We start from the raw sequence: 19,936 nt of genomic DNA on the forward strand, positions 1-19,936 counted from the left end.
CCTTTAGAAATCTTCTAAATCATCGAGGACAGATAACGCATCTGACAGCTTTTTCACACCATACACTTTCATATCAGGGGGATTTTTTTTCGGCATATTTGCACTAGGTACAATCGCTCGTTTAAATCCATGTTTTGCTGCTTCTGCAATACGCTCTTGTCCGCTAGGGACTGGTCGAATTTCACCTGCAAGTCCGACTTCGCCAAATATCACTAAATCACGAGGTAAAGGACGATTACGAAAACTGGATACTAATGACAATAACAAGGCTAAATCTGCACTGGTTTCTGTGACTTTTACCCCACCAACCACATTCACAAAAACGTCTTGATCAGACATTTGTAACCCGCCATGACGATGTAATACAGCAAGCAGAATAGCTAATCTATTTTGCTCTAATCCCACTGCAACACGGCGAGGATTGGACAACATAGAGTGGTCAACTAAGGCTTGTATCTCCACCAGCAAAGGTCTTGTACCTTCCCACACAACCATAACAGAGCTACCTGATGTGATTTCATCACCTCGACTTAAAAAGATAGCAGATGGATTGCTCACTTCTCGTAATCCTTGCTCTGTCATCGCAAAAACGCCTAACTCATTAACGGCGCCGAAACGGTTTTTATGACTGCGTAAGGTACGAAAACGAGAATCCGTTTCACCATCTAGCATGACAGAACAGTCAATACAGTGTTCCAATACTTTAGGCCCTGCCAATGTGCCATCTTTTGTCACATGACCAACCATGATAATGGCAACATCATTGGTTTTAGCAAAACGAGTTAGATAAGCAGCGGTTTCTCGCACTTGAGCAACACTACCCGGTGAAGATTGAATATCTGCCATATGCATCACTTGAATAGAGTCAATCACCATTAATTTAGGTTGTTCTTGTGAGGCAATTAAACAAATTTGCTCAATGCTAGTTTCTGACAACATATTTAGCTCTGCTGTCGGTAAACCTAATCGATGTGCACGCATAGCTACCTGTTGGAGTGACTCTTCACCTGTAACATATAGCGTTTTCATTTCTGTTGCTAAACGACACATGGTTTGTAGCAATAAGGTACTCTTACCCGCGCCCGGGCTTCCCCCGATTAAAATGGCACTTCCAGGGACTACACCACCACCTAATACGCGATCAAACTCTTTAAAGCCCGTTGAGAAACGCGGTAAGGCTTCAAGGCTAATTTCAGAGAGCTTTTGAACTCGGCTAACGCCTTTTGCATCACCCGCAAATCCACTAAAGCGCTCATTACGGGAAGAAGGGGCGGCAGCAAGGCGCACTTCTGTAATTGTATTCCACGCATGACAAGCAGAGCATTGCCCTTGCCAACGAGGATAATCTGCACCACATTCATTACATACAAAGGCTCTTTTTGCTGCTTTTGCCACACTTCTCTCCCAACAATAACAATTTTAGAAAAACGCGCTTAACGCTCTTCGTGTTTTAGACCACCACTTAAAACGCACAATACACCCATTAGGTCGGCGTGACGAATAGCGACTTTTGCTTGAGCATACACTTTAGGTTTTGCATGATAAGCAATACCAAGCCCTGCTTTTCTCAACATTTTAAGATCGTTTGCCCCATCACCAATGGCAATGGTTTGCTCCATTGGGATCTCTAAATCTTTCGCTAAACGCGCTAACACTTGTGCTTTGTACTTCGCATCAACAATCGTACCTTTGACTTTACCTGTCAACTTGCCATCTTTAATTTCAAGATGATTAGCAACAGCAGACACTAAGCGTAATTTTTGTTTTAAATTATCCGCAAAATAAGTAAAGCCACCTGACGCAATAGCAATATGCCAATCCATCGCCTGAAGTTTACGCACTAAGCTGGTTAATCCCGGCATAAGAGGCAAATCATCCATCACCTTTTGCAAGATAGATGCATCAGCGCCTTTCAGTTCAGCAACACGCAACTTTAAGCTTTCACTAAAATCCATTTCCCCTTGCATGGCACGTTCTGTTATCTCTGCAACTTTATCCCCCACGCCAGCAAGTTTGGCTATTTCATCAATACATTCAATTTGAATCGCCGTTGAATCCATATCCATCACTAAAAGTCCTGGAGAACGTAAGCGAGGAATTTCACCTAGAGGAACGACATCTAGGCCACATTCATCAGATAAACGGCGAATTCGACGGGTTAGACTACCTGCGATACGTACCACTTGGTAATCGTCAATGCGCCATGAAGAAACCACCACGATTGCCACGCCTAATTTATGTTGGAACTCACTTATTCTTTTCTTATCAAGTTCACGTCCATAAAGTAACCATCCGCTATCACCCGCACGATAATCCAGTGGCATCACCTCTTCACCACTGAGTGATAACGGCAGACCTGGCCATTTACGGATCTCATCCGGTAAATAGCAATAGGTCAGACTATTTGACATACTTATTCTCCTGTTTTCCCCTGTCGGAACAAAATAATCGTTATTCAGCCTATTCTATCTCTGGCTCATCTGGCAACATGCATATACTTGCTTACGCAAAAGGATGAACATGCTTAAAGACAAACTAAAATTCAAACTCCAAAAAACGGCGATTATACTGATTTGTATCGCACTATTGGCATTTCTTATGCAAGGCGCGTCTTATTTTAGCCGTGCTAATCAGCATGCCCGTATTACTCAGTTTGAAGAGCTTGCAAAAACGCTGGCAGAACAAGTTGCGTTCTCTTTATCCACTTATATAGATGACAGTAGCAAAGATAACGTAAATCCCCTCATTATGGCTAATTTAAATCATCTAACTCATGATAGTCGGGTACTTGATGCCAGCCTTTATTTAGAAGATGGCACACAAATAGCGCATAGTGGTGAAAATGTCACGGTTAAAGAGCGATTAGCACTAGAAGGGCAAAAAAGTGGGGGCTCGTTTAATCACCAGCTTGTTGTGCCTGTGCCAGGTAAAGATAAACCCAAAGGCTTTTTAAGGCTCACACTGGATACTCATCAGCTTGTCACTGAATCTAGCCAAGTGGATAACACCACGAATTTATTACGTGTGATGTTATTGGTCGCACTTGCCATTGGCTTTTTGCTTTCTCATAACCTTCTTCAATTAACACCTGTTCATTGGCAACAATCGCCGTATTTATTAACGGCCAATTTACCACCTCGCACTGAAAAAGATGATATTGAAGAAAAAGAAAGTGATGAAGAAGAAGGAGAAGAAAATAATGTCAAAGAGAGAGATAACGACACCGAAAATAGCTCAAATAAAGCATAAACTCTTATCCGATTAAAAAATAAAAAGTGAGTTGAGTGATGAGCTGAACTCACTTTTTAGCCAACACAAATTGAATTTAGATATATCTAATTTATGCGTATTTTCGTGCTATTCCCTTAATCTTTAAAAGGGATTTGTTTAAAATCACAGTAAACCTTAGCCAATTCATTAATCTAAAAAGATAAGTTTTAAATCTTTTTCTGGCTCTTTGAGTGCTGAGGTGGTTATGACTGAACAATCTGTTATCCAACGTTGTCAACAAATCGTAGAAAACCCAACCCTTTCCCCTGAACAAAAACGTCATTTTCTCGCTTTAGAAGCTGAAAATATGCTGCCTTATCCTGCACTTCCTAAAGATGCAGCTAGCGCATTAGATGAACGGGTCATTTGCGATATGTATGAAGGTCATGCACCTTATAAACCTCGTTATGTATTACCTGATTACGCGAAATTTTTAGCACAAGGCTCTCGCTATTTAGAGCTAGAACCTGCACAAGATTTTGATGATGCACTAAACATGCTGACCATTCTTTATCATCATGTTCCATCAGTTACCTCAATGCCCGTTTACTTAGGACGTATTGATAAAATTTTACTGCCTTATGTCGGTTCTCTTACCGAAGAGCAGCTTTATCCTAAATTAAAACGTTTTTGGCGCTATCTTGATAGAACACTGCCTGATGCGTTTATGCATGCCAATATTGGCCCTGAAGACTCCATCATCACGCGATTAATTCTAAAAGTAGATGTCGAGCTTCAACAAGTCGCGCCTAATCTCACCTTTATTTATGATGCGAATTCGACGCCTTCTGACCTATTGCATCAAGCTATAACCAATATTTGCCATAGCAGTAAACCCCATATTGCCAACGGTACTTTACAAGATGCCGTATTTGGTAAAGATGAATACGGTATTGTGAGTTGTTATAACTCTTTACCTCAAAGTGGTGGTGGTAGCACTTTAGTACGGATTAACCTTAAAGAAGTGGCAAAGCGCAGCCAAAATAGCTGCGATTTTCTTGAAAATGTCTTGCCATTTTATATGCAAAAACAAATCGAGATCATCGATGCCCGCTGTGAGTTTCTCTATGAAAAATCCCACTTCTTTAAACAAAGCTTCTTAGTGGAAGAAGGTTTGATCTCACCTGATCGCTTTGCCCCTATGTTTGGAATTTACGGTATGGCAGAAGCCGTTGCTTTATTACTTGAAAAAGAAGGCAAACAAGTCGCTTATGGCGATAACGAATCAGCAAATAAACTCAGCTATATTATTAGTGAAAAATTAGCGCAATTTGTCGCGGATACCCCTGTGAAATATGGCTGGAAACAGCGTGCCATGCTACATGCACAATCGGGCATTAGTTCGGATATTGGCACCACTCCTGCAACGCGTATTCCTTATGGTAAAGAGCCAGATCCCGTTACCCACTTAATGACTGTTGCACCACATCATGCGTTTTATACTTCAGGTATTAGCGATATTTTAACGGTAGATGAAACCATTAAACAAAACCCTGATGCATTAATGCAACTGTGTTTAGGCGCTTTCGCTTCAGGGCTAAGGGAGTTCTCAGCAAATGTGGGTGGAAATGATTTAGTGAGAGTCACCGGTTATATGGTGCGCTTATCTGATTTGAAAAAATACAAAGAAGAAGGCTCTCGTTTAAACACCACTTGGTTAGGCGATGAAGCCACCGCGAACTGCCATATTACTGAGCGTAAACCGCGTGTGATCAGTTATGAACAGCAGATGCGTTTCGATAAATAAGATACTGCCCTTCTCTTGTGTCGATGGCCCGGGCAATCGCCTAGCCATCTTCCTACAAGGGTGCAATCTACGCTGTAAAAATTGCCACAATCCCTACACAATGGGGATCTGTGACAATTGTGGTGACTGCATTCTGACTTGCCCACAACAAGCACTTTCATTACAAAATGGTGTTATAAGTTGGAACAGTGCCAGTTGTGAACAATGCGACACCTGTATTCAGCAATGCCCTCGTCAATCAAGCCCGATGACATTAAGTTATACCGTTGATGAGTTAATCACTATTACACGTAAATACGCTGCATTTATTAATGGTGTCACTGTCAGTGGCGGAGAATCGACGTTACAACTTCCTTTTTTAATCGAATACTTTAAAACAATTAAGCAAGCCCCCGATCTCAAGCATCTCACCTGTTTAATCGACAGCAATGGCACACTTTCTCTTAATGGTTGGCAAAAAATAGCCCCTTATATGGATGGTGCCATGATCGATTTAAAAAGTTGGAGTGAAAAGACACATGTTTATTTAACCGGTCGTAGCAATCAGCGTATTAAAGAATCAATCAAATGGTTAGCTAATAATAATTTGCTTACAGAATTACGCCTTTTATATATTCCAGAAAAAACTGATTATTTAGAGAATATTGAATTACTTTCTCAGTTTATTAATTCGCTTGGTAAATCAGTATTAGTTAGAATTAATGCTTTTCATCAGCATGGCGTATATGGCGAAGCAAGTAAATGGACATCAGCACAAAAACAACATATTGATTTATTTAGTAAAGAATTAAATAAAAGAAATATATTCAACGTTAAAACCCCTGAAATATATTCATAACAAAAATCAATAAAAACAAAAAATAATAATTTAAAATTATAATAAATATAATTAGCAATGCATTTTAAAATAAAATCCATTTATATTGACAGAAAAAGAAGATCAAATTAGTCTTCAAAAAAACCTGCCAATATAAATGGAATACAATTTATGCTTATGAATAAAAAAAAACTAAAACTATCAATTATTGCTTCAATAATAATTAATTCTACATATAGCTACGCTTTAAATAGTCCATCACCATTAATAGAAACAAATGACATTGAATTTAAATTTCAGGAGATTAATCGTAATAATTTAAACTTAGGTAATAATAGACATTTACATGGTACGTTTTCCGATAGAGATTTACCTCATTTTTTAAATCAGAAAAACACTCTAATTATTACAGATATAATCCTTGATGGTAAAGATAAAATTTTAAGTAAAAGAAAAAGAAATCTTATTAGCTACAATTCTGGAGCGAGCTTTGAAGAAATAAAAATAGACAACTTGCACAGAATAAATTTTTTGTCTTTATCAGATAATGGACAATTTGCGACAGGTTATGGAAAAACAGATGACAAAGAAAATGTTTTTTTCATCTATGATACACAATCAAAAGAAATTGTAACTATTGATGATATAGACAATCATTATTTCACTACTCATGACGGTTTATTCAGTCTTTATTCAAGAGATAATGATAGAGAGAAAACTTATGTTCCTTTTAAAAAAAGAACATTTTTTATTTATGATCTTAATAATAAAACAAAGATATTACTTTCTGAACTTGAAAATAGCGCACTAAAAGATCATCAAGAAAAAGAGAAATTTAAAGCTTATCAAACTCTCGATTTTTTAAAAGATAATCAACAAGATGAATATGATCGTGATAACATAATCGAAGATCAAAGTCCTGATATTATGGGAGTATCAGCAGATGGTCATTTTCTATATGGTTCACTAGACAGAAAAGGTAATCCACGCTTTCCGGCTCAATGGAAAAAATTAGAGAAAATAATACCCAGTTTAAAGGATGGAAAAGATTTAAAACTAACTGAAAAAGATATTGAAGAAATAGAGAAAACTGGTGCATTAGCTTACGAGGTAATAAAAAGAATAAGATTAGGTTATGTTTATGATAGAAAAAAAAATAAGTTAAATATTATTCGAAAAACTACTTATGGTTATGGTTCATCAAAAATAAATGCTTTTTCTGATAACAATATAGCCATTGGTTGGTTAGAGACAATGTTAACCGAAAAAGTAGCTATTGATTATGGTATTGATAATGTTATTGGCAAAGATATCAAACTGTTACGTAAAGCATTCGTCTATGATGCAAAATTAAATAAAATAATAACACCTCAAGCATTCACTAAAAACGAAAATTACAACTCCGAAGCAACCGATATTTCTCGTGATGGTAACATTATTGTTGGTTGGTCAGAAAATAATAAAAAAAGAAAGAATTTTGTAAAAGAATACAACGATGAAAATAGTGATATTGAATCAGAAAATCTGAGAAATGGCTTTGCTTATTTTTATAATAAGAACGAAATGATTTCATTACAAGGTCTAGGAAATGCTGATAATGAATCCGAAGCCCACTCATTGTCTAGAGATGGTCATTCTATTTTTGGTGTTGCACAAGATGGAGATAATAAATGGAAACTTGTCGCATGGAAAATAAATAATACAAAAGAAGATAAACAAATTATCGATGAAGAAACACTGCGACAAGAAGAGGCTAAACGCCAAGAACTCGCAGAGAAACAACGCCAAGAAGAAGCTAAGCGTCAAGAACTCGCAGAGAAACAGCGACAAGAAGAGGCTAAACGCCAAGAACTCGCAGAGAAACAGCGACAAGAAGAGGCTAAACGCCAAGAACTCGCAGAGAAACAACGCCAAGAAGAAGCTAAGCGTCAAGAACTCGCAGAGAAACAGCGACAAGAAGAAGCTAAACGCCAAGAACAAGCAGAGAAACAACGCCAAGAAGAAGCTAAGCGCCTTGAACTAGCAGAGAAACAACGCCAAGAAGAAGCTAAGCGCCAAGAACTCGCAGAGAAACAGCGACAAGAAGAAGCTAAACGCCAAGAACTCGCAGAGAAACAGCGCCAAGAAGAAGCTAAACGCCAAGAACTCGCAGAGAAACAGCGACAAGAAGAGGCTAAGCGCCTTGAACAAGAAGAGAAACAACGCCAAGAAAATACTAATGTTGAGATAGATAAAAATATTGGAAACACTATCTCTGTAGAAGATGAACTTGCACAACGCACTAAAGAAAAGGCCAAAGAGAAAGAAAACACAAAACCATCGATCGTTATCAGCAAACCTATCGACATTGAAAATACTTATAAATCAATGCAATTAATGGCTGAAAACGGTTATAAACTGATGGATATGCAACAAGGACAACTGCGCCATTTAGCTTCAGCAACTTGTTCTGTGGGTACTGAAAAAGCCTGTATTAGTGGCTTTGCACACTACCAAAACATAAATAAAGCCAATGCAACACAAACGGGATTAAGTGGTGCTTATCGTTTTGATATCAACGCTATTCCATTCGTTGTCGGACTTGCCATTGATACTGATGTCTATTCCTCATTACCTAAAGGGTATCAATATCAAGGTTATGCATTACCTTTAATTGGTTTTAGCCTAGATTTAATGCCATCACTCAATGCAGAATTAAATAGCAATGCATTACATCTGTCATTAAAAGGGGCTTATTTAAATCGAAAAGTTTCTATCGAAAGACTGGTATTAGAAGATACTGAAGCGGGTAAAGGTAATGCTAAGATTTCTGGTTATCACATTGAGTTACAAGGTTACTACCCTTATTCAATAAACAATGATTTATTACTGACACCCTTTGCTGGGCTTACTTTTAATCAAATCTCACGTTCAGCTTATAGTGAAACTCAAAATGCACAATTTGCCGTACACTATGATGCGCTTAACGCACACTCATTGTTAGCCAAAATGGGATTAGGCATGGATCATTTATTGGGTTCATCTTTCATACTAAACACCAAAGCGGGTTTATTATGGAACCTATCACATCATCAAGGTGATTTTCGTAGCCATATTGATTATTTAGGTCAACAGGATATTGATTATTCAGAAAATAAAAAGCAGTTAAAACAACGCCCATTTGCTCATATTGGATTAACGTATCAAGTGGATAAACACTCATCTATTGGTACTAAAGCAAATTGGGAAATGACCACGTATCGCAATCACGATATGCAATTTGGTATTAACTACACCTATCGTTTCTAATTCCATATTGTTACGTTTAGCAGTAATATTTGGCTTCCTATAAAAATATAGGAAGCCATTTTTTTCACTAACGGATTAAGATAGTCCGTTATTTTTAATAGTAGAAATACTTTTTTCCGTATCAACCCACCACACTTTAGTCGAGACTTTTTCAAGTAACGCCTTATTGTGACTAAAGATAATCAAGCTTAAAGGTCTTTTTTGGCTTTCATCAATTAAAACTTTCCAAATTTCAGCTTGAATTTGGGCATCCAATTGTGCCGTTACTTCATCCGCAATCAATATTTGAGTGCGAGGATCTAACGCTCTTAATAAAGCAATACGCGCCAGCTCTCCACCCGATAATTCATTAGGCCTACGCGTTAACCACTCTTGCTTTATCCGTAATTTCTCAAACCAACTTTCATCAGGCGTCCAAGCATCTCGGAGGCTATCCCCTGTTGTTCGAAAAGGATTAAAACACTTATCAGGATGTTGAGGAACTAATTGAATGGGGCAATAACCCTTTTTAGGCAATGGGTTGCCATTAACAAGAATTGAACCTTGAGTGGGTGCTTGCCACTGTGCTAAAACACGACCTAAGGTTGTTTTTCCTGTGCCACTTGGCGCTGAAATACCAAGTCGGTCTCCCGCATTTAACGAAAAGGAGAGATCTTGCCATAACACCTTACCTGCTTGTTCCACAGATAATTGTTTTAACTCTAAAAGTGGCATAAAGATAACTCCAGAAATAACAGATGAAATGTATAAAAATAAGACTTAAGAACACAATATTATAATGGGTTAAGTGATGTTTCTTTTGTATTTATAAATTGTTGTTCAGGTAATGCACTCCAGAGTGTCTTCAACCACTCACTACCTTCATGACGATTAAGCACATTAGCGGGAATAATTTCGTTAACCTCTCCCTGATTAAGCACCGCTATCGTATCCGCAAACCGTGCAGCTAAAGCTAAATCATGTGTAACCCAAAGCACTGATTTACCTTGATTGCATAACGCTCTTAAATGCCCTAATAACAAACACGCATGTTCATCATCAAGCCACGAGGTGATTTCATCAGCCAAAATATATTGTGCATTAGAGAGTGTTGCATTACAGGCTAATACTCGTTTTGCCATTCCACCAGACAGTTTTGCTGGATAGGTTTTTACTAATGAGCTAGAAAGATGATAAAGACCGAGTTGCTCGACAATATCTTCGGTTGTGATATCAGCACCACTTAAACGCGCAGAACGGCTAAGCTGCTCACCGATACAGATCAATGGATTGAGAGCACTGACGCCTTGCGGAATATAACAAAAAGTATTGCCACGATAAGCAATAAGCTCTCGTTCACTTAATGTATGCCCATTCAGTTTAATCGCGCCACGAACTCGCATATTGGCAGGCAAAAGTCCTAGCGCACTTTGTAATAACAGACTTTTACCTTCACCACTGCCGCCCACTAATGCCAGCATCTTTCCGGGTTTAATATCCAATGAGATTGATTTTAGCAACGGCTGCCAATTTCGTTTTCCTAACCAACGAAACTGTGCGATATCAATGGAAAGCTGTTCAAAACTTAACATCCTGCCCCTCTTAGCCATAATTGCTGCATTGCTTTAGCAAATTGATCGAAAATCAATACTAAGCACATCAAAATTAACCCCGGAAACACCACCATCCACCAAGAGCCAGTACTTAAATAGCGTAGTGCATCTGCCAGTAATAAGCCGAGTGAAGGTTCATGCGCAGCCTGACCAAAACCGAGGAAACTTAACGCTGCGCTATGCAATACTGCATGAGGGAACATTAACAAGGTTCCCACGATCCACTGAGGTAATAGCATTGGAATATAGTGTTTTTTTACGCACTCAAAAGGTGAATTGCCAATACGACGCGATAACATCACATAATCCGCTTCACGGATACGCTGTATTTCACCTCGTAAAATCAATGCAAGTTTAGGCCAGTGAGTTAATGCCACTGCCCAAATCACCCCTTGTTGCCCACCACCTAACGTAAAACAGATCAAAATCAGCAGTAATAAATGAGGTAGAGCTAAGAGCGCATCAACAACACCTCTTACAAAAAAATCGCAATAGCGATTAATGGAAGAAATTCCCGCAAAAATCAACGCAATCGTGCCACTCACAACCGCACTTGTTACACCAATATTTAAGCTACTTAACATGCCTTGAAAACAACGTAGCCATAATGAACGACCTAAGTTATCCGTCCCAAACCAATATTGACCTGATGGGGCTTGATTCCTAGCCAGAAAATCCATTGCGATATCAGTATGAGAAACAGAAAAGCCATACGCCACTAACCCAATTAACGCGAGGGTAACTAACAAAAGTCGCAACAATGGCTTGTTCGGATCGTAAATCATGAGTCTCGCAAAATTCCTTTATTAATACGCCGTAATAGACCGTTAGAAATGCTATTACCGAAGAAAATCAAAATAGTGCTGAAAACCACAATACCCATTAATAGAGGAATATCACCTCGTAACCCCGCATCAACGGTTGCCTGTCCTAATCCCGGATAAGCAAATACTTTCTCTGCTAAGAGAGAGCCACCGAGCAGTTCACCAATGGATGCAAACTGTAAGCAAAGTGCAGGCGTAATGGCATGACGTAGAACATGAAATATCATCATAGCCCAACCTTTATCACCTTGCGCTTTAGCAAAATGGATAAACTCACTTCCCATTACTTCCGCAACTTTAGCCCGAGTATGCAGTGCGATATTCCCTGTTCCTAATAAACCAAGCGCAATCATAGGTAAGATAAGATGAGAAAAACGCTGGCTTAACGTTGCGGTCTCGGCACTACTTCCCATTGGCCACGCACAACAAATTGGCGCCCAATGTAAAGTGACAGAAAACAGAGATAACAACAGTAATCCTACCCAGAATGTCGGTAACGCGGCTAATAAATAAGATAAAGTAGAGATAATTCTATCTGGCCAGCGATTAAGGTATCGACCCGCGACTAATCCCATCGCAACACCAATAACACCGGAAAATACCCACGCTGAAAAAAGCAAAATAAACGAAGGCCCTGCACGTTCACGAATAACATCAATAACAGGCATGTTATACAACATAGAATAGCCAAAATCCCCTTGAAAGATTTGGCTAAACCAAAGCCAAAATCGCATCCATAAAGGTTGGTCAATTCCCCAACGCGCTGCAATTAAAGGATATTGTTCAGGAGGAACATTCAGTAGATCACTACCGATATAAGCCTTAATGGGATCGATTGGTGAAAAACTTAATAAAATAAAAACACCTGCTGTTGTCACCAACAGCAGGCAGAGTAATCGCAGGAAAAAACCTGCACTTTGACGTATTACTGACAAGTCCACTTCCAAGTATCTACGCTATTTAATAATGACCATGAACCATGGATTTCAGGTGTTCCTGTACCCAGATCAACACAAGGATTAGTTAAGTAAGTGTGTTGCACATTCATCAGCCAAGCCCAAGCAGCATCACCTTTTACACCCACACCGTTTTTACCATCCCACTCCACCGCTTTCCAATGAGGAACGGCTTCTTGCCATGTATGAGCATCAAGTGCGGCTTGTAGATGTTTTTCGACTTCAGGGTTTTTGTAATAACCTGGGTTATAATAACCAACACCCGCGGCATTAGCACTGTAGTGATGATATAACTCCATCGGATCAAGGCTACCCCAACCAAATAAAGTTGGATTTGAGTGCATATAGCGCTCTACGGTATCCCAACTTCCTGATTTAAGATCCATTTGAATACCAAGAGGTTGCACTAACGCACGAATTGACTCAGCTAAATCACGACGTGTTGCATCACCGCTGGTATACCATAAAGTGAGTTTTGCTTCTAAACCGTCTTTTTCACGAATACCGTTTTTATTCAGCTTCCAGCCTGCATCTTCAAGAATTTGTTTTGCTTTTACAATATCGCCATCTTTGAAGGCAGCTTCGGTTTGATCCCAAGGTAAGCCTTTTACGCCGGTATATGCAGGAACGGCATAACCATCAAGGACTTGTTCTGAAAGCAACTTACGATCTAGCGCGTAGTTAATGGCTTTACGAATAGCGATATCAGCGGTGATATCATTACCAATATCATAGCCTTGGGCGTTTTTCTCACCTGATTTTACCATTGGGAAAACAATACCGCGATTTTCAACACTTGGTCTTTCCCACAATTTAGTATTTGGTAAATTCTTAGCAATTGCAGCCGTTGCGGGTGGAATACGCACAATACCTAATTGCCCACTTTGCGCAGCAGCAAAAGCGGCATCTTCATCAAGAAAAACGAAAATCAATTTTTCAAAATCATTTTTCTGTCCCGCATAGTAAGGGTTTGCTTCAACAATTAATTGCTGACCTGGTTGGAAACTGACCATGCGATAAGGACCTGCACCAATTGGCTTTTGTGCGTAGGTTTTTTCATCATACTTATCGGCAGAAACAATACCTAAAGAGCCGAGCACGTTTACGAAAGTACTTTGTGGTGCTTTTAGCGTGATAGTGACATGCAAATCATCATCTGCTTTTGCAGAGAGGAAGTTACCCATATCAACTTTACCGCCACTGGCAGCCGCATTGTTATAAGTAAATACGATATCTTTTGCTGTAAGCGGTAAGCCATCAGAGAATTTTAAATCTCGCTTTAACGTTAATTTCCATGTTTTACCATCTTCACTTGGTTGATAGTCACTTAACATATTGCTATACCAAGAGAGATCCGCATTTTGCTTTAACAATGGACTATGGAGAAGTAAATAACTGCCATGACTCCAGCCCAGCATTGGGTCGAAGCCTTCTGTTGGCTCTTCACCAATAGCTAATTTTAACGTTTGAGCAGATGCAGCAAAAGGGACGCTTAACGCGGCTAAGCAAGTTAAGGTTGCTAATGATTGACGCCAACCAAACCGAATAGACATAAAACATTCTCCGATTTTTTAGATACGACTTATCATCAATCTCTATCTAAATAAGATGAAGAGGCTGAAGCAAGATAAATAACAATGGTAATTGTGATGCTCTGCAACTTGATGCAGATAAAGGCTAAACCTGTGGCATCATAATAAGTTTTTTTATTCAACTACTCGAATAATATTCGCCAGTTTATTGATTTTACATAAACTTTTATTAAGGAGTAATACTCATTATGGCAAAATTCTAGCAAGTGCACAGTATTTTTCTAATAAATAAGTTATATATTTATCATTGAATTTATTAGTGAGCGCAAAACGAAATAAAATGAATTTTTAACGAAATTAGATTATTTCCTTTTATTTAATATACATTGAAAATAAAAAAGGCACATTATTGTGCCCTCTTGTGATCATGAATTTAATATTCTTTTTAATTTAAAATAGCGTCGACCTAAACGCCAACGTAATCTTAGATCTTTCGCATTTTTCCAGATCAGCGTCCATATCCCTCTATCAAAAAATTCTTTAATGATTTGTTTTTTAATTTCAATAGATTGAATAGCAACAATTGAGTGAATAATTCCCAAACCCTCTTTTGCGATTTGCCAATAACACGCATTAATATTTTGAGCCACTTTCTTATGTTTTTGATTAATAGCATCAAGCATTTCTAATATTTTCATGTAATTATGAATTGTTCTAACATGAATACTGTCATTAGGTGTTGCATGAGAAACCGATCCGGAATGAATCAAGTAATCGTAATAGCGTTCATCGATATATTTAACCCGTCGCGCTGTTAATAACACTTCAGTTGTCCACGGAATATCTTGATGATGTAAACCTGGTTCAAAATAATAACCATGATCAAGTAAAAATTCACGACGATAAATATTTAGCCAAGTCACATGTAAGAATTTTTTAGAGTTTAATGCAATTTCTAGCCATTGCGGCCCTGTTAAAACGCCCGTTGTCTGCAAGCGATTAGATGGAAATATAGGTCGTGAAGGACGCCCATCTGTATAAACATAATTACCATTACAGGTTAAAATATCCAAATTATCATCTTTAGCTACATTAAGCATTCTGTCATACATATTAGGATGAATTACATCATCAATATCAGGAAAAACAATATATTGACCTTTTGAAATATTAAATCCAACATTACGAGCAACAGATACACCTTGGTTTTCCTGATCAATAATAGTGACTCGAGGAAATCTTTCTTTCCATTTTTGCAATATTTTAAGTGAATTATCTCTAGAGCCATCATTAACTAAAATGAGTTCCCAATCATTTAATTTAATAGATTGTAATCCATTGAAAAATTGAGATAAAAATTTCTCACCATTATAAATGGCGACAACGATACTCAGTTGAGGTATAGAAGAAGACATAACCCACCTTTTATATTCTTAGCTAAGAAAAGAATTTCTCCTTAAATAGTTAGTATTGAAAACAAGCAAACAGAGTAATTCACAGAGTTAATTACCCTTAATTCATTCTTAATGAAAACTTAATTTTTAACTAACTAAAGGTGAAAATGATATTTAATGAAGATAAGTATAATTAACTTCTTTTTATCTCTTATGAAGAAAGGGTTAAGGTGGTTTATTTTTTAAAAGAGATAACTAAAGGGAAAATTAAGGTTAGCGTGGAGAATAAATGTTATTAGCAGGCATTCAATTTAACAATGCGTAATATAAGTTACAAAAAACTCATTTTTATGTTTTAATGAGTGAAATATCACTCATTGTATTTATAAGGCAATCAATATGGAAAAAGTAACATTACAAGCATTCCTTGATCAAGAATGGAGAGATATTGCTATTATTAACTTTCCTGATCATGATCGCACATTATATGCAAGCAAGTATGATATTACCTATCCAATCACTGAATTAGAGTATGAAACAAATTATTCAGTGGATTACCTGTATCAAGACGACAACCACTCTGTTTCTATTAATCATCCTGTTGCCCTTTATTTTGATGATAATGGCTCTCCAAGTTGGCTTAAATTTTTAGATGATATTGTACCTAGTGGAGCAAGTCGGAGATATTGGGTTCAATATCTTGATATTTCGAATTTGACTGTAGAACAACAAAACTATGAATTACTTTATCATGGTACTATTTCACCTATTGGTAACTTACGTGTAAAAGAATCACTGCCAGCCCCTTCTAACTTAAATGAACACCTTGTTTTTACTATTGATGATGTCAAAAATAGAGCCAGCGATTTTCTAGATTACGCACAACGTAAAGGCGCAGCCGCTGGTGGTGCAACAGGTGCCGGAGGCGAAGCTCCGAAATTGTTATTAAGATGCAGTGATAATGAAGAAGTTTGGATTGATACTTATCAAGATGATATATCTAACCATGATAAATATTACTTAGTTAAATTTCCGAGAGGAAAACGTTCAAGTATAGATTGTGATATTTTAAGAACAGAATATCATTTTTATCATGAACTTACTGCAATGGGTTTCAATACTATTTCTATTGAAGGTATGCGTCTAGAAGAAGGAAATAATTACCCTTCTTTATGGCTTCCTCGTTTTGATATCAAAAGAGAAAATCATAAAGTTATTCGTTTAGCTATAGAATCTGTCTATTCCATATTGAATAAAGCACCAGGCACAACTCTATATCATGAAACAGTGATCAGAGAATTAATTGATAAAATTAATCAAAGTAATATGGTCACCCAATTTGATTTTCAATTTGATACAAACGATTTTATTATTGAATGGGTAAGGCGAGATTTATTGAATATCATTTTTGGTAATAGTGATAACCATGGTCGAAATACTTCTTTTATAAGAAACAATAACTCAATCTATCTTGCCCCTATCTATGACTTTGCACCGATGAAGGCTGATCCTGAAGGTATTGCTAGAACAACAAAATGGCATTCACAAAGTGAAATGGGAGGAGAGTATAATTTTATTAATATCGCAAATTCTTTATCTGATTTAATACCACAAGAACAGTTAATTAACGCGCTAAAAGAAACCGCCTTACAACTCATTACGTTAAAAGAAAGATTAGAGGTAAGAGGTGTGCCAATACAAATCCTCACAATGCCTTCATTTGGTTTTGATTTTATACCTAATAAACTAGAACGCTGGGGATTACTATCATGAGTAATGTCAAAAATAAAATCCAAATAAGCAAATCTCCGGCTAGAGTATCTAAAACACGTCAATCTGTTGCAACCGTGGACAGAAAAGAAGTGATTAATCAGATCATGTCTCAGTTGTTATTTGGAGAAATAAGCCAAGGAGAGGCATTAAAAATATTAAGAATAAAAATATTAAGTTTAAACCAAGAACGCTATGCAAAACTTATTAATATTTCACGCAAGACACTATCAGAAATAGAAAATGACAAAGGTAATTATTCTGCTGACATTATTAATAAAGCATTTAAACCATTTGGATTAAAGATTGGACTGATCCCTTTTTCTCCTCATGTCTTATTTTCATTACTAAAAGAGCACAGCAATAACAATGCGTAATATAAGTTACAAAAAACACTTTTTTTATAACTAATGACACTTATATCACTCATTAATGAAAAACATCCGCAAAGCGGATGTTTTTCTTTTTTATTTATATCAAAAATCGGTGGATACTTGTTGTACTTTTATTCTTCAATATCTTCTTCATCGCAGACTTCAAGCGCTGGAAAGTAATCAACTCTCCAAGACTTGATCCCTTGATACACTTCATCAACGGCATTTTTTACCGCTTCGGTCATTGGATAATAAAAACCAACGAGATCGGGTTGTATCCCTAAGAAAGTAATATCTGGAATATCATCTTTTAATTGATCGATAAGAAAATTCAGCGGCATATTATGAGTGCTCATAATAAACATTTCCGCTATGTAGTCAGGATCTATCACCCTAATCTCACCAGGGTTTAAACCAATATCTGCGGCATCAACAATGACAACACATTGAGGTTGTAACTCTCTTACTTGATAAGAGACATTTTCAGGCGCACTTCCTCCGTTGATAACAATCCATCCATCAATAGGGTTTGCTTCCATTAACTCAGCAAGCAGAGGGCCTGCACCATCATCGCCCATCATACTGTTGCCGACTGTTAATACCACTTTAGGTGCTGTCATTGCTTTACTCATGGCTTTCTCTTCACAATCAAATAAATAGCAGGCTCTGCGTGGATCTCACCCAGTAATTTAATCAGCGTTTGACTCCACTCACTAAAAATGGGATCTTCATTTTTGATAATAGGATCAAATGCTAACGCTAATAAGTGAGTATGCTCAGAGTTAATATTGATTTCGCCAAATGTTAGCAATCCTTGCATTTTGCGTTTGGCTTCACCTTCAGGTAATAAGTCAATCCATGCTTTATATTTTTCTAAAGGGCAGACTAGCTCTGTTTTTAAGCAATCAATCATACCCACATGGTGACCAATCGCGAGTGAGTAATACATGACCTGTTGCGCTTCCGCAGGAATATCATCATCGCTATCAACAAACTTTTGTCTTAATGACCAAAAGTAAACGTTAGCATCATCAGGCATAAATACCCCCTTGGCTTAATGAATAAACAAGGCGTTTTACAATCTCAGATAAACGAGGATCATTCGCTTGTCGTAGCCATTCATCTACACGTCCGCTGACTTCCTGAATAGTAGCGCCTTCTAATAAGGTGAGGAAATGATCACTGATTTGTCTTCCCTGATAATAGCCAGCAAGACGGCGCGCTTCACGCTCAATCATCACGCGAGCATCTAAAGGAATCGAAGGCAGAATTAGAGAGGCTTTTTCATTCTCTACTTCAATGTGCGATTCGCCTTTTAATTTTTGGTCTAACAAGCCCAGTGCAACAGCAAATCCATAAATCGTCGCCGCAGGTGTTGGAGGACAACCTGGGATCCACACATCAATAGGCACGATAGATTCACTACCACCCCATACACAATAAAGATCGTGGAAAATCCCACCACCACAGCCACAAGCGCCATAAGAGATACAGATTTTTGGATCAGGCGCTGATTCATAAGCACGTAATGCAGGAACACGCATCTGGCGCGTTACTGCGCCAGTGAATAATAAAATATCAGCGTGACGAGGCGAGGCTACCACTTTGATACCAAAACGTTCAGCATCAAAAACCGGTGTAATTGCGGAGAAAATTTCAATCTCACAACCATTACAACCACCACAGTCAACACGATAAACATAAGCTGAACGCTGAATATCTTTCAACAATGTCTGCTTTAGCTTTTTAACCTGATCATCAAGGGTGATAGGCTGGCTAACATGATGATTAATGGGAATTTCTGGTAGACTCATTTTATTGTACTCCCAATTTCGCCCACACTAATATTTTCACGACCATCAGATAACAAGTTATGTTTACGCTTACATTCAGGGCAAGTTTCAAATTGTGGGCGCATCGCTTCTACGGTTTGCTCATCCCAGCCTGATTGCACTAATAGTTCCATCGCATATTCAACTGATTTTCTAGGCGTAAATGGTTGATGGCATTCACGGCAATTCAATAATTTAAAAGTGCCTTTAATATAAAGATCTGACTTTTTAGTCACTGCCGTTTCAAACATATCGGATAAAACAATCGCTCTTGTTGGGCAAACTTCTTCACAACGACCGCAATAAATACAGCGGCCAATGAATAATTGCCAATGACGCTCGCCTGTTTCCAAATTCGTTTCCATCGTTAACGCATTAGCAGGACATGCTGAGGTGCAGGCACCACAGACAATGCATTGCTGTGCATCATATTCAGGCTTTCCTCTGAAACCATCAGGTAAATCCAGAGGCTTAAACGGATATTTGGTCGTTGCTTCGCCTGTTTTGATTATGGTTTTAAACAATTTTAACATCGTTCAT

General features: G+C 37.9%; 18 protein-coding genes. 6 read left to right on the forward strand and 12 right to left on the reverse strand.

Annotated elements, in window-relative coordinates; translation table 11 throughout:
* Positions 1-3 precede the first annotated feature (3 nt).
* Positions 4-1,395 carry a DNA repair protein RadA gene (gene radA, locus JEP71_RS11115; protein WP_075672711.1) on the reverse strand — a complete coding sequence of 464 codons (1,392 nt, stop codon included), beginning with the start codon at positions 1,393-1,395 and terminating at the stop codon, positions 4-6.
* Positions 1,396-1,433: 38 nt separating this feature from the next.
* Positions 1,434-2,411: a phosphoserine phosphatase gene (gene serB, locus JEP71_RS11120; RefSeq protein WP_109374385.1), complete on the reverse strand. Its 978-nt coding sequence runs from the start codon at positions 2,409-2,411 to the stop codon at positions 1,434-1,436.
* A 109-nt stretch (positions 2,412-2,520) separates the two neighbouring features.
* Here serB and JEP71_RS11125 point away from each other — a divergent pair, with 109 nt between their 5' ends.
* The 4 genes from JEP71_RS11125 to JEP71_RS17555 all read left to right on the forward strand — a co-directional run bounded on the left by JEP71_RS11125 (position 2,521) and on the right by JEP71_RS17555 (position 9,122).
* The gene (locus tag JEP71_RS11125) at positions 2,521-3,249 is read left to right on the forward strand and encodes a YtjB family periplasmic protein (RefSeq protein ID WP_196532861.1); all 729 of its coding nucleotides are present in this window, start codon (positions 2,521-2,523) and stop codon (positions 3,247-3,249) included.
* Positions 3,250-3,475: 226 nt separating this feature from the next.
* Positions 3,476-5,017 carry a YjjI family glycine radical enzyme gene (locus JEP71_RS11130; RefSeq protein WP_198626231.1) on the forward strand — a complete coding sequence of 514 codons (1,542 nt, stop codon included), beginning with the start codon at positions 3,476-3,478 and terminating at the stop codon, positions 5,015-5,017.
* Positions 4,989-5,855, forward strand: a complete 867-nt coding sequence (locus JEP71_RS11135) for a YjjW family glycine radical enzyme activase (protein WP_198626232.1) — start codon at positions 4,989-4,991, stop codon at positions 5,853-5,855. The genes JEP71_RS11130 and JEP71_RS11135 overlap by 29 nt, the downstream gene beginning before the upstream one ends.
* A gap of 510 nt (positions 5,856-6,365) precedes the next feature.
* Positions 6,366-9,122 carry an autotransporter domain-containing protein gene (locus tag JEP71_RS17555; RefSeq protein ID WP_232797592.1) on the forward strand — a complete coding sequence of 919 codons (2,757 nt, stop codon included), beginning with the start codon at positions 6,366-6,368 and terminating at the stop codon, positions 9,120-9,122.
* A gap of 75 nt (positions 9,123-9,197) precedes the next feature.
* Here the strand turns inward: JEP71_RS17555 and JEP71_RS11145 are convergent, their stop codons facing one another.
* The 6 genes from JEP71_RS11145 to JEP71_RS11170 all read right to left on the reverse strand — a co-directional run bounded on the left by JEP71_RS11145 (position 9,198) and on the right by JEP71_RS11170 (position 15,441).
* Positions 9,198-9,836 carry an ATP-binding cassette domain-containing protein gene (locus JEP71_RS11145; RefSeq protein ID WP_198626233.1) on the reverse strand — a complete coding sequence of 213 codons (639 nt, stop codon included), beginning with the start codon at positions 9,834-9,836 and terminating at the stop codon, positions 9,198-9,200.
* Positions 9,837-9,895: 59 nt separating this feature from the next.
* Complete coding sequence (locus JEP71_RS11150) at positions 9,896-10,693, reverse strand: ATP-binding cassette domain-containing protein (RefSeq protein WP_198621045.1); 798 nt, start codon at positions 10,691-10,693, stop codon at positions 9,896-9,898.
* Positions 10,687-11,499, reverse strand: coding sequence for an ABC transporter permease (locus JEP71_RS11155; protein WP_198626234.1), 813 nt, complete (start codon positions 11,497-11,499; stop codon positions 10,687-10,689). The genes JEP71_RS11150 and JEP71_RS11155 overlap by 7 nt, the downstream gene beginning before the upstream one ends.
* Positions 11,496-12,479, reverse strand: coding sequence for an ABC transporter permease (locus JEP71_RS11160; protein WP_416303606.1), 984 nt, complete (start codon positions 12,477-12,479; stop codon positions 11,496-11,498). Before JEP71_RS11160 ends, JEP71_RS11155 begins: the two co-directional genes overlap by 4 nt.
* Complete coding sequence (locus tag JEP71_RS11165) at positions 12,464-14,047, reverse strand: ABC transporter substrate-binding protein (protein WP_198626235.1); 1,584 nt, start codon at positions 14,045-14,047, stop codon at positions 12,464-12,466. The genes JEP71_RS11160 and JEP71_RS11165 overlap by 16 nt, the downstream gene beginning before the upstream one ends.
* A 404-nt stretch (positions 14,048-14,451) precedes the next feature.
* A complete protein-coding gene (locus JEP71_RS11170; protein ID WP_198626236.1) occupies positions 14,452-15,441 on the reverse strand; it encodes a glycosyltransferase in 990 nt (329 codons plus the stop codon).
* Positions 15,442-15,819: 378 nt separating this feature from the next.
* Between JEP71_RS11170 and JEP71_RS11175 the strand changes: the two genes are divergently transcribed.
* Positions 15,820-17,193, forward strand: a complete 1,374-nt coding sequence (locus tag JEP71_RS11175; RefSeq protein WP_198626237.1) for a type II toxin-antitoxin system HipA family toxin — start codon at positions 15,820-15,822, stop codon at positions 17,191-17,193.
* Complete coding sequence (locus tag JEP71_RS11180; protein WP_196532870.1) at positions 17,190-17,567, forward strand: helix-turn-helix transcriptional regulator; 378 nt, start codon at positions 17,190-17,192, stop codon at positions 17,565-17,567. The genes JEP71_RS11175 and JEP71_RS11180 overlap by 4 nt, the downstream gene beginning before the upstream one ends.
* A gap of 128 nt (positions 17,568-17,695) precedes the next feature.
* Here the strand turns inward: JEP71_RS11180 and hycI are convergent, their stop codons facing one another.
* The 4 genes from hycI to hyfH are packed head-to-tail and all read right to left on the reverse strand — an operon-like array spanning position 17,696 to position 19,929.
* On the reverse strand, positions 17,696-18,196 hold the full coding sequence (gene hycI, locus JEP71_RS11185) for a hydrogenase maturation peptidase HycI (protein WP_198621040.1): 501 nt from the start codon (positions 18,194-18,196) through the stop codon (positions 17,696-17,698).
* On the reverse strand, positions 18,193-18,603 hold the full coding sequence (locus JEP71_RS11190) for a formate hydrogenlyase maturation HycH family protein (protein ID WP_198621039.1): 411 nt from the start codon (positions 18,601-18,603) through the stop codon (positions 18,193-18,195). The genes hycI and JEP71_RS11190 overlap by 4 nt, the downstream gene beginning before the upstream one ends.
* Positions 18,596-19,378, reverse strand: coding sequence for an NADH-quinone oxidoreductase subunit B family protein (locus tag JEP71_RS11195; protein WP_072064386.1), 783 nt, complete (start codon positions 19,376-19,378; stop codon positions 18,596-18,598). The genes JEP71_RS11190 and JEP71_RS11195 overlap by 8 nt, the downstream gene beginning before the upstream one ends.
* On the reverse strand, positions 19,375-19,929 hold the full coding sequence (gene hyfH / locus JEP71_RS11200) for a hydrogenase 4 subunit H (RefSeq protein ID WP_151436131.1): 555 nt from the start codon (positions 19,927-19,929) through the stop codon (positions 19,375-19,377). Before hyfH ends, JEP71_RS11195 begins: the two co-directional genes overlap by 4 nt.
* Positions 19,930-19,936: the final 7 nt, after the last annotated feature.

The sequence above is a fragment of the Proteus sp. PR00224 genome (assembly GCF_016238105.1).
GTDB lineage: Bacteria > Pseudomonadota > Gammaproteobacteria > Enterobacterales > Enterobacteriaceae > Proteus.

What these genes read in the sequence shown, in the direction of transcription:
- serB (WP_109374385.1), bottom strand. Translation starts at nt 2,411, where the DNA reads ATGTCAAATAGTCTGACCTATTGCTATTTACCGGATGAGATCCGTAAA.
- JEP71_RS11125 (WP_196532861.1), top strand. Translation starts at nt 2,521, where the DNA reads ATGCTTAAAGACAAACTAAAATTCAAACTCCAAAAAACGGCGATTATA.
- JEP71_RS11130 (WP_198626231.1), top strand. Translation starts at nt 3,476, where the DNA reads ATGACTGAACAATCTGTTATCCAACGTTGTCAACAAATCGTAGAAAAC.
- JEP71_RS11135 (WP_198626232.1), top strand. Translation starts at nt 4,989, where the DNA reads ATGAACAGCAGATGCGTTTCGATAAATAAGATACTGCCCTTCTCTTGT.
- JEP71_RS11145 (WP_198626233.1), bottom strand. Translation starts at nt 9,836, where the DNA reads ATGCCACTTTTAGAGTTAAAACAATTATCTGTGGAACAAGCAGGTAAG.
- JEP71_RS11150 (WP_198621045.1), bottom strand. Translation starts at nt 10,693, where the DNA reads ATGTTAAGTTTTGAACAGCTTTCCATTGATATCGCACAGTTTCGTTGG.
- JEP71_RS11155 (WP_198626234.1), bottom strand. Translation starts at nt 11,499, where the DNA reads ATGATTTACGATCCGAACAAGCCATTGTTGCGACTTTTGTTAGTTACC.
- JEP71_RS11165 (WP_198626235.1), bottom strand. Translation starts at nt 14,047, where the DNA reads ATGTCTATTCGGTTTGGTTGGCGTCAATCATTAGCAACCTTAACTTGC.
- JEP71_RS11170 (WP_198626236.1), bottom strand. Translation starts at nt 15,441, where the DNA reads ATGTCTTCTTCTATACCTCAACTGAGTATCGTTGTCGCCATTTATAAT.
- JEP71_RS11175 (WP_198626237.1), top strand. Translation starts at nt 15,820, where the DNA reads ATGGAAAAAGTAACATTACAAGCATTCCTTGATCAAGAATGGAGAGAT.
- JEP71_RS11180 (WP_196532870.1), top strand. Translation starts at nt 17,190, where the DNA reads ATGAGTAATGTCAAAAATAAAATCCAAATAAGCAAATCTCCGGCTAGA.
- hycI (WP_198621040.1), bottom strand. Translation starts at nt 18,196, where the DNA reads ATGAGTAAAGCAATGACAGCACCTAAAGTGGTATTAACAGTCGGCAAC.
- JEP71_RS11190 (WP_198621039.1), bottom strand. Translation starts at nt 18,603, where the DNA reads ATGCCTGATGATGCTAACGTTTACTTTTGGTCATTAAGACAAAAGTTT.
- JEP71_RS11195 (WP_072064386.1), bottom strand. Translation starts at nt 19,378, where the DNA reads ATGAGTCTACCAGAAATTCCCATTAATCATCATGTTAGCCAGCCTATC.
- hyfH (WP_151436131.1), bottom strand. Translation starts at nt 19,929, where the DNA reads ATGTTAAAATTGTTTAAAACCATAATCAAAACAGGCGAAGCAACGACC.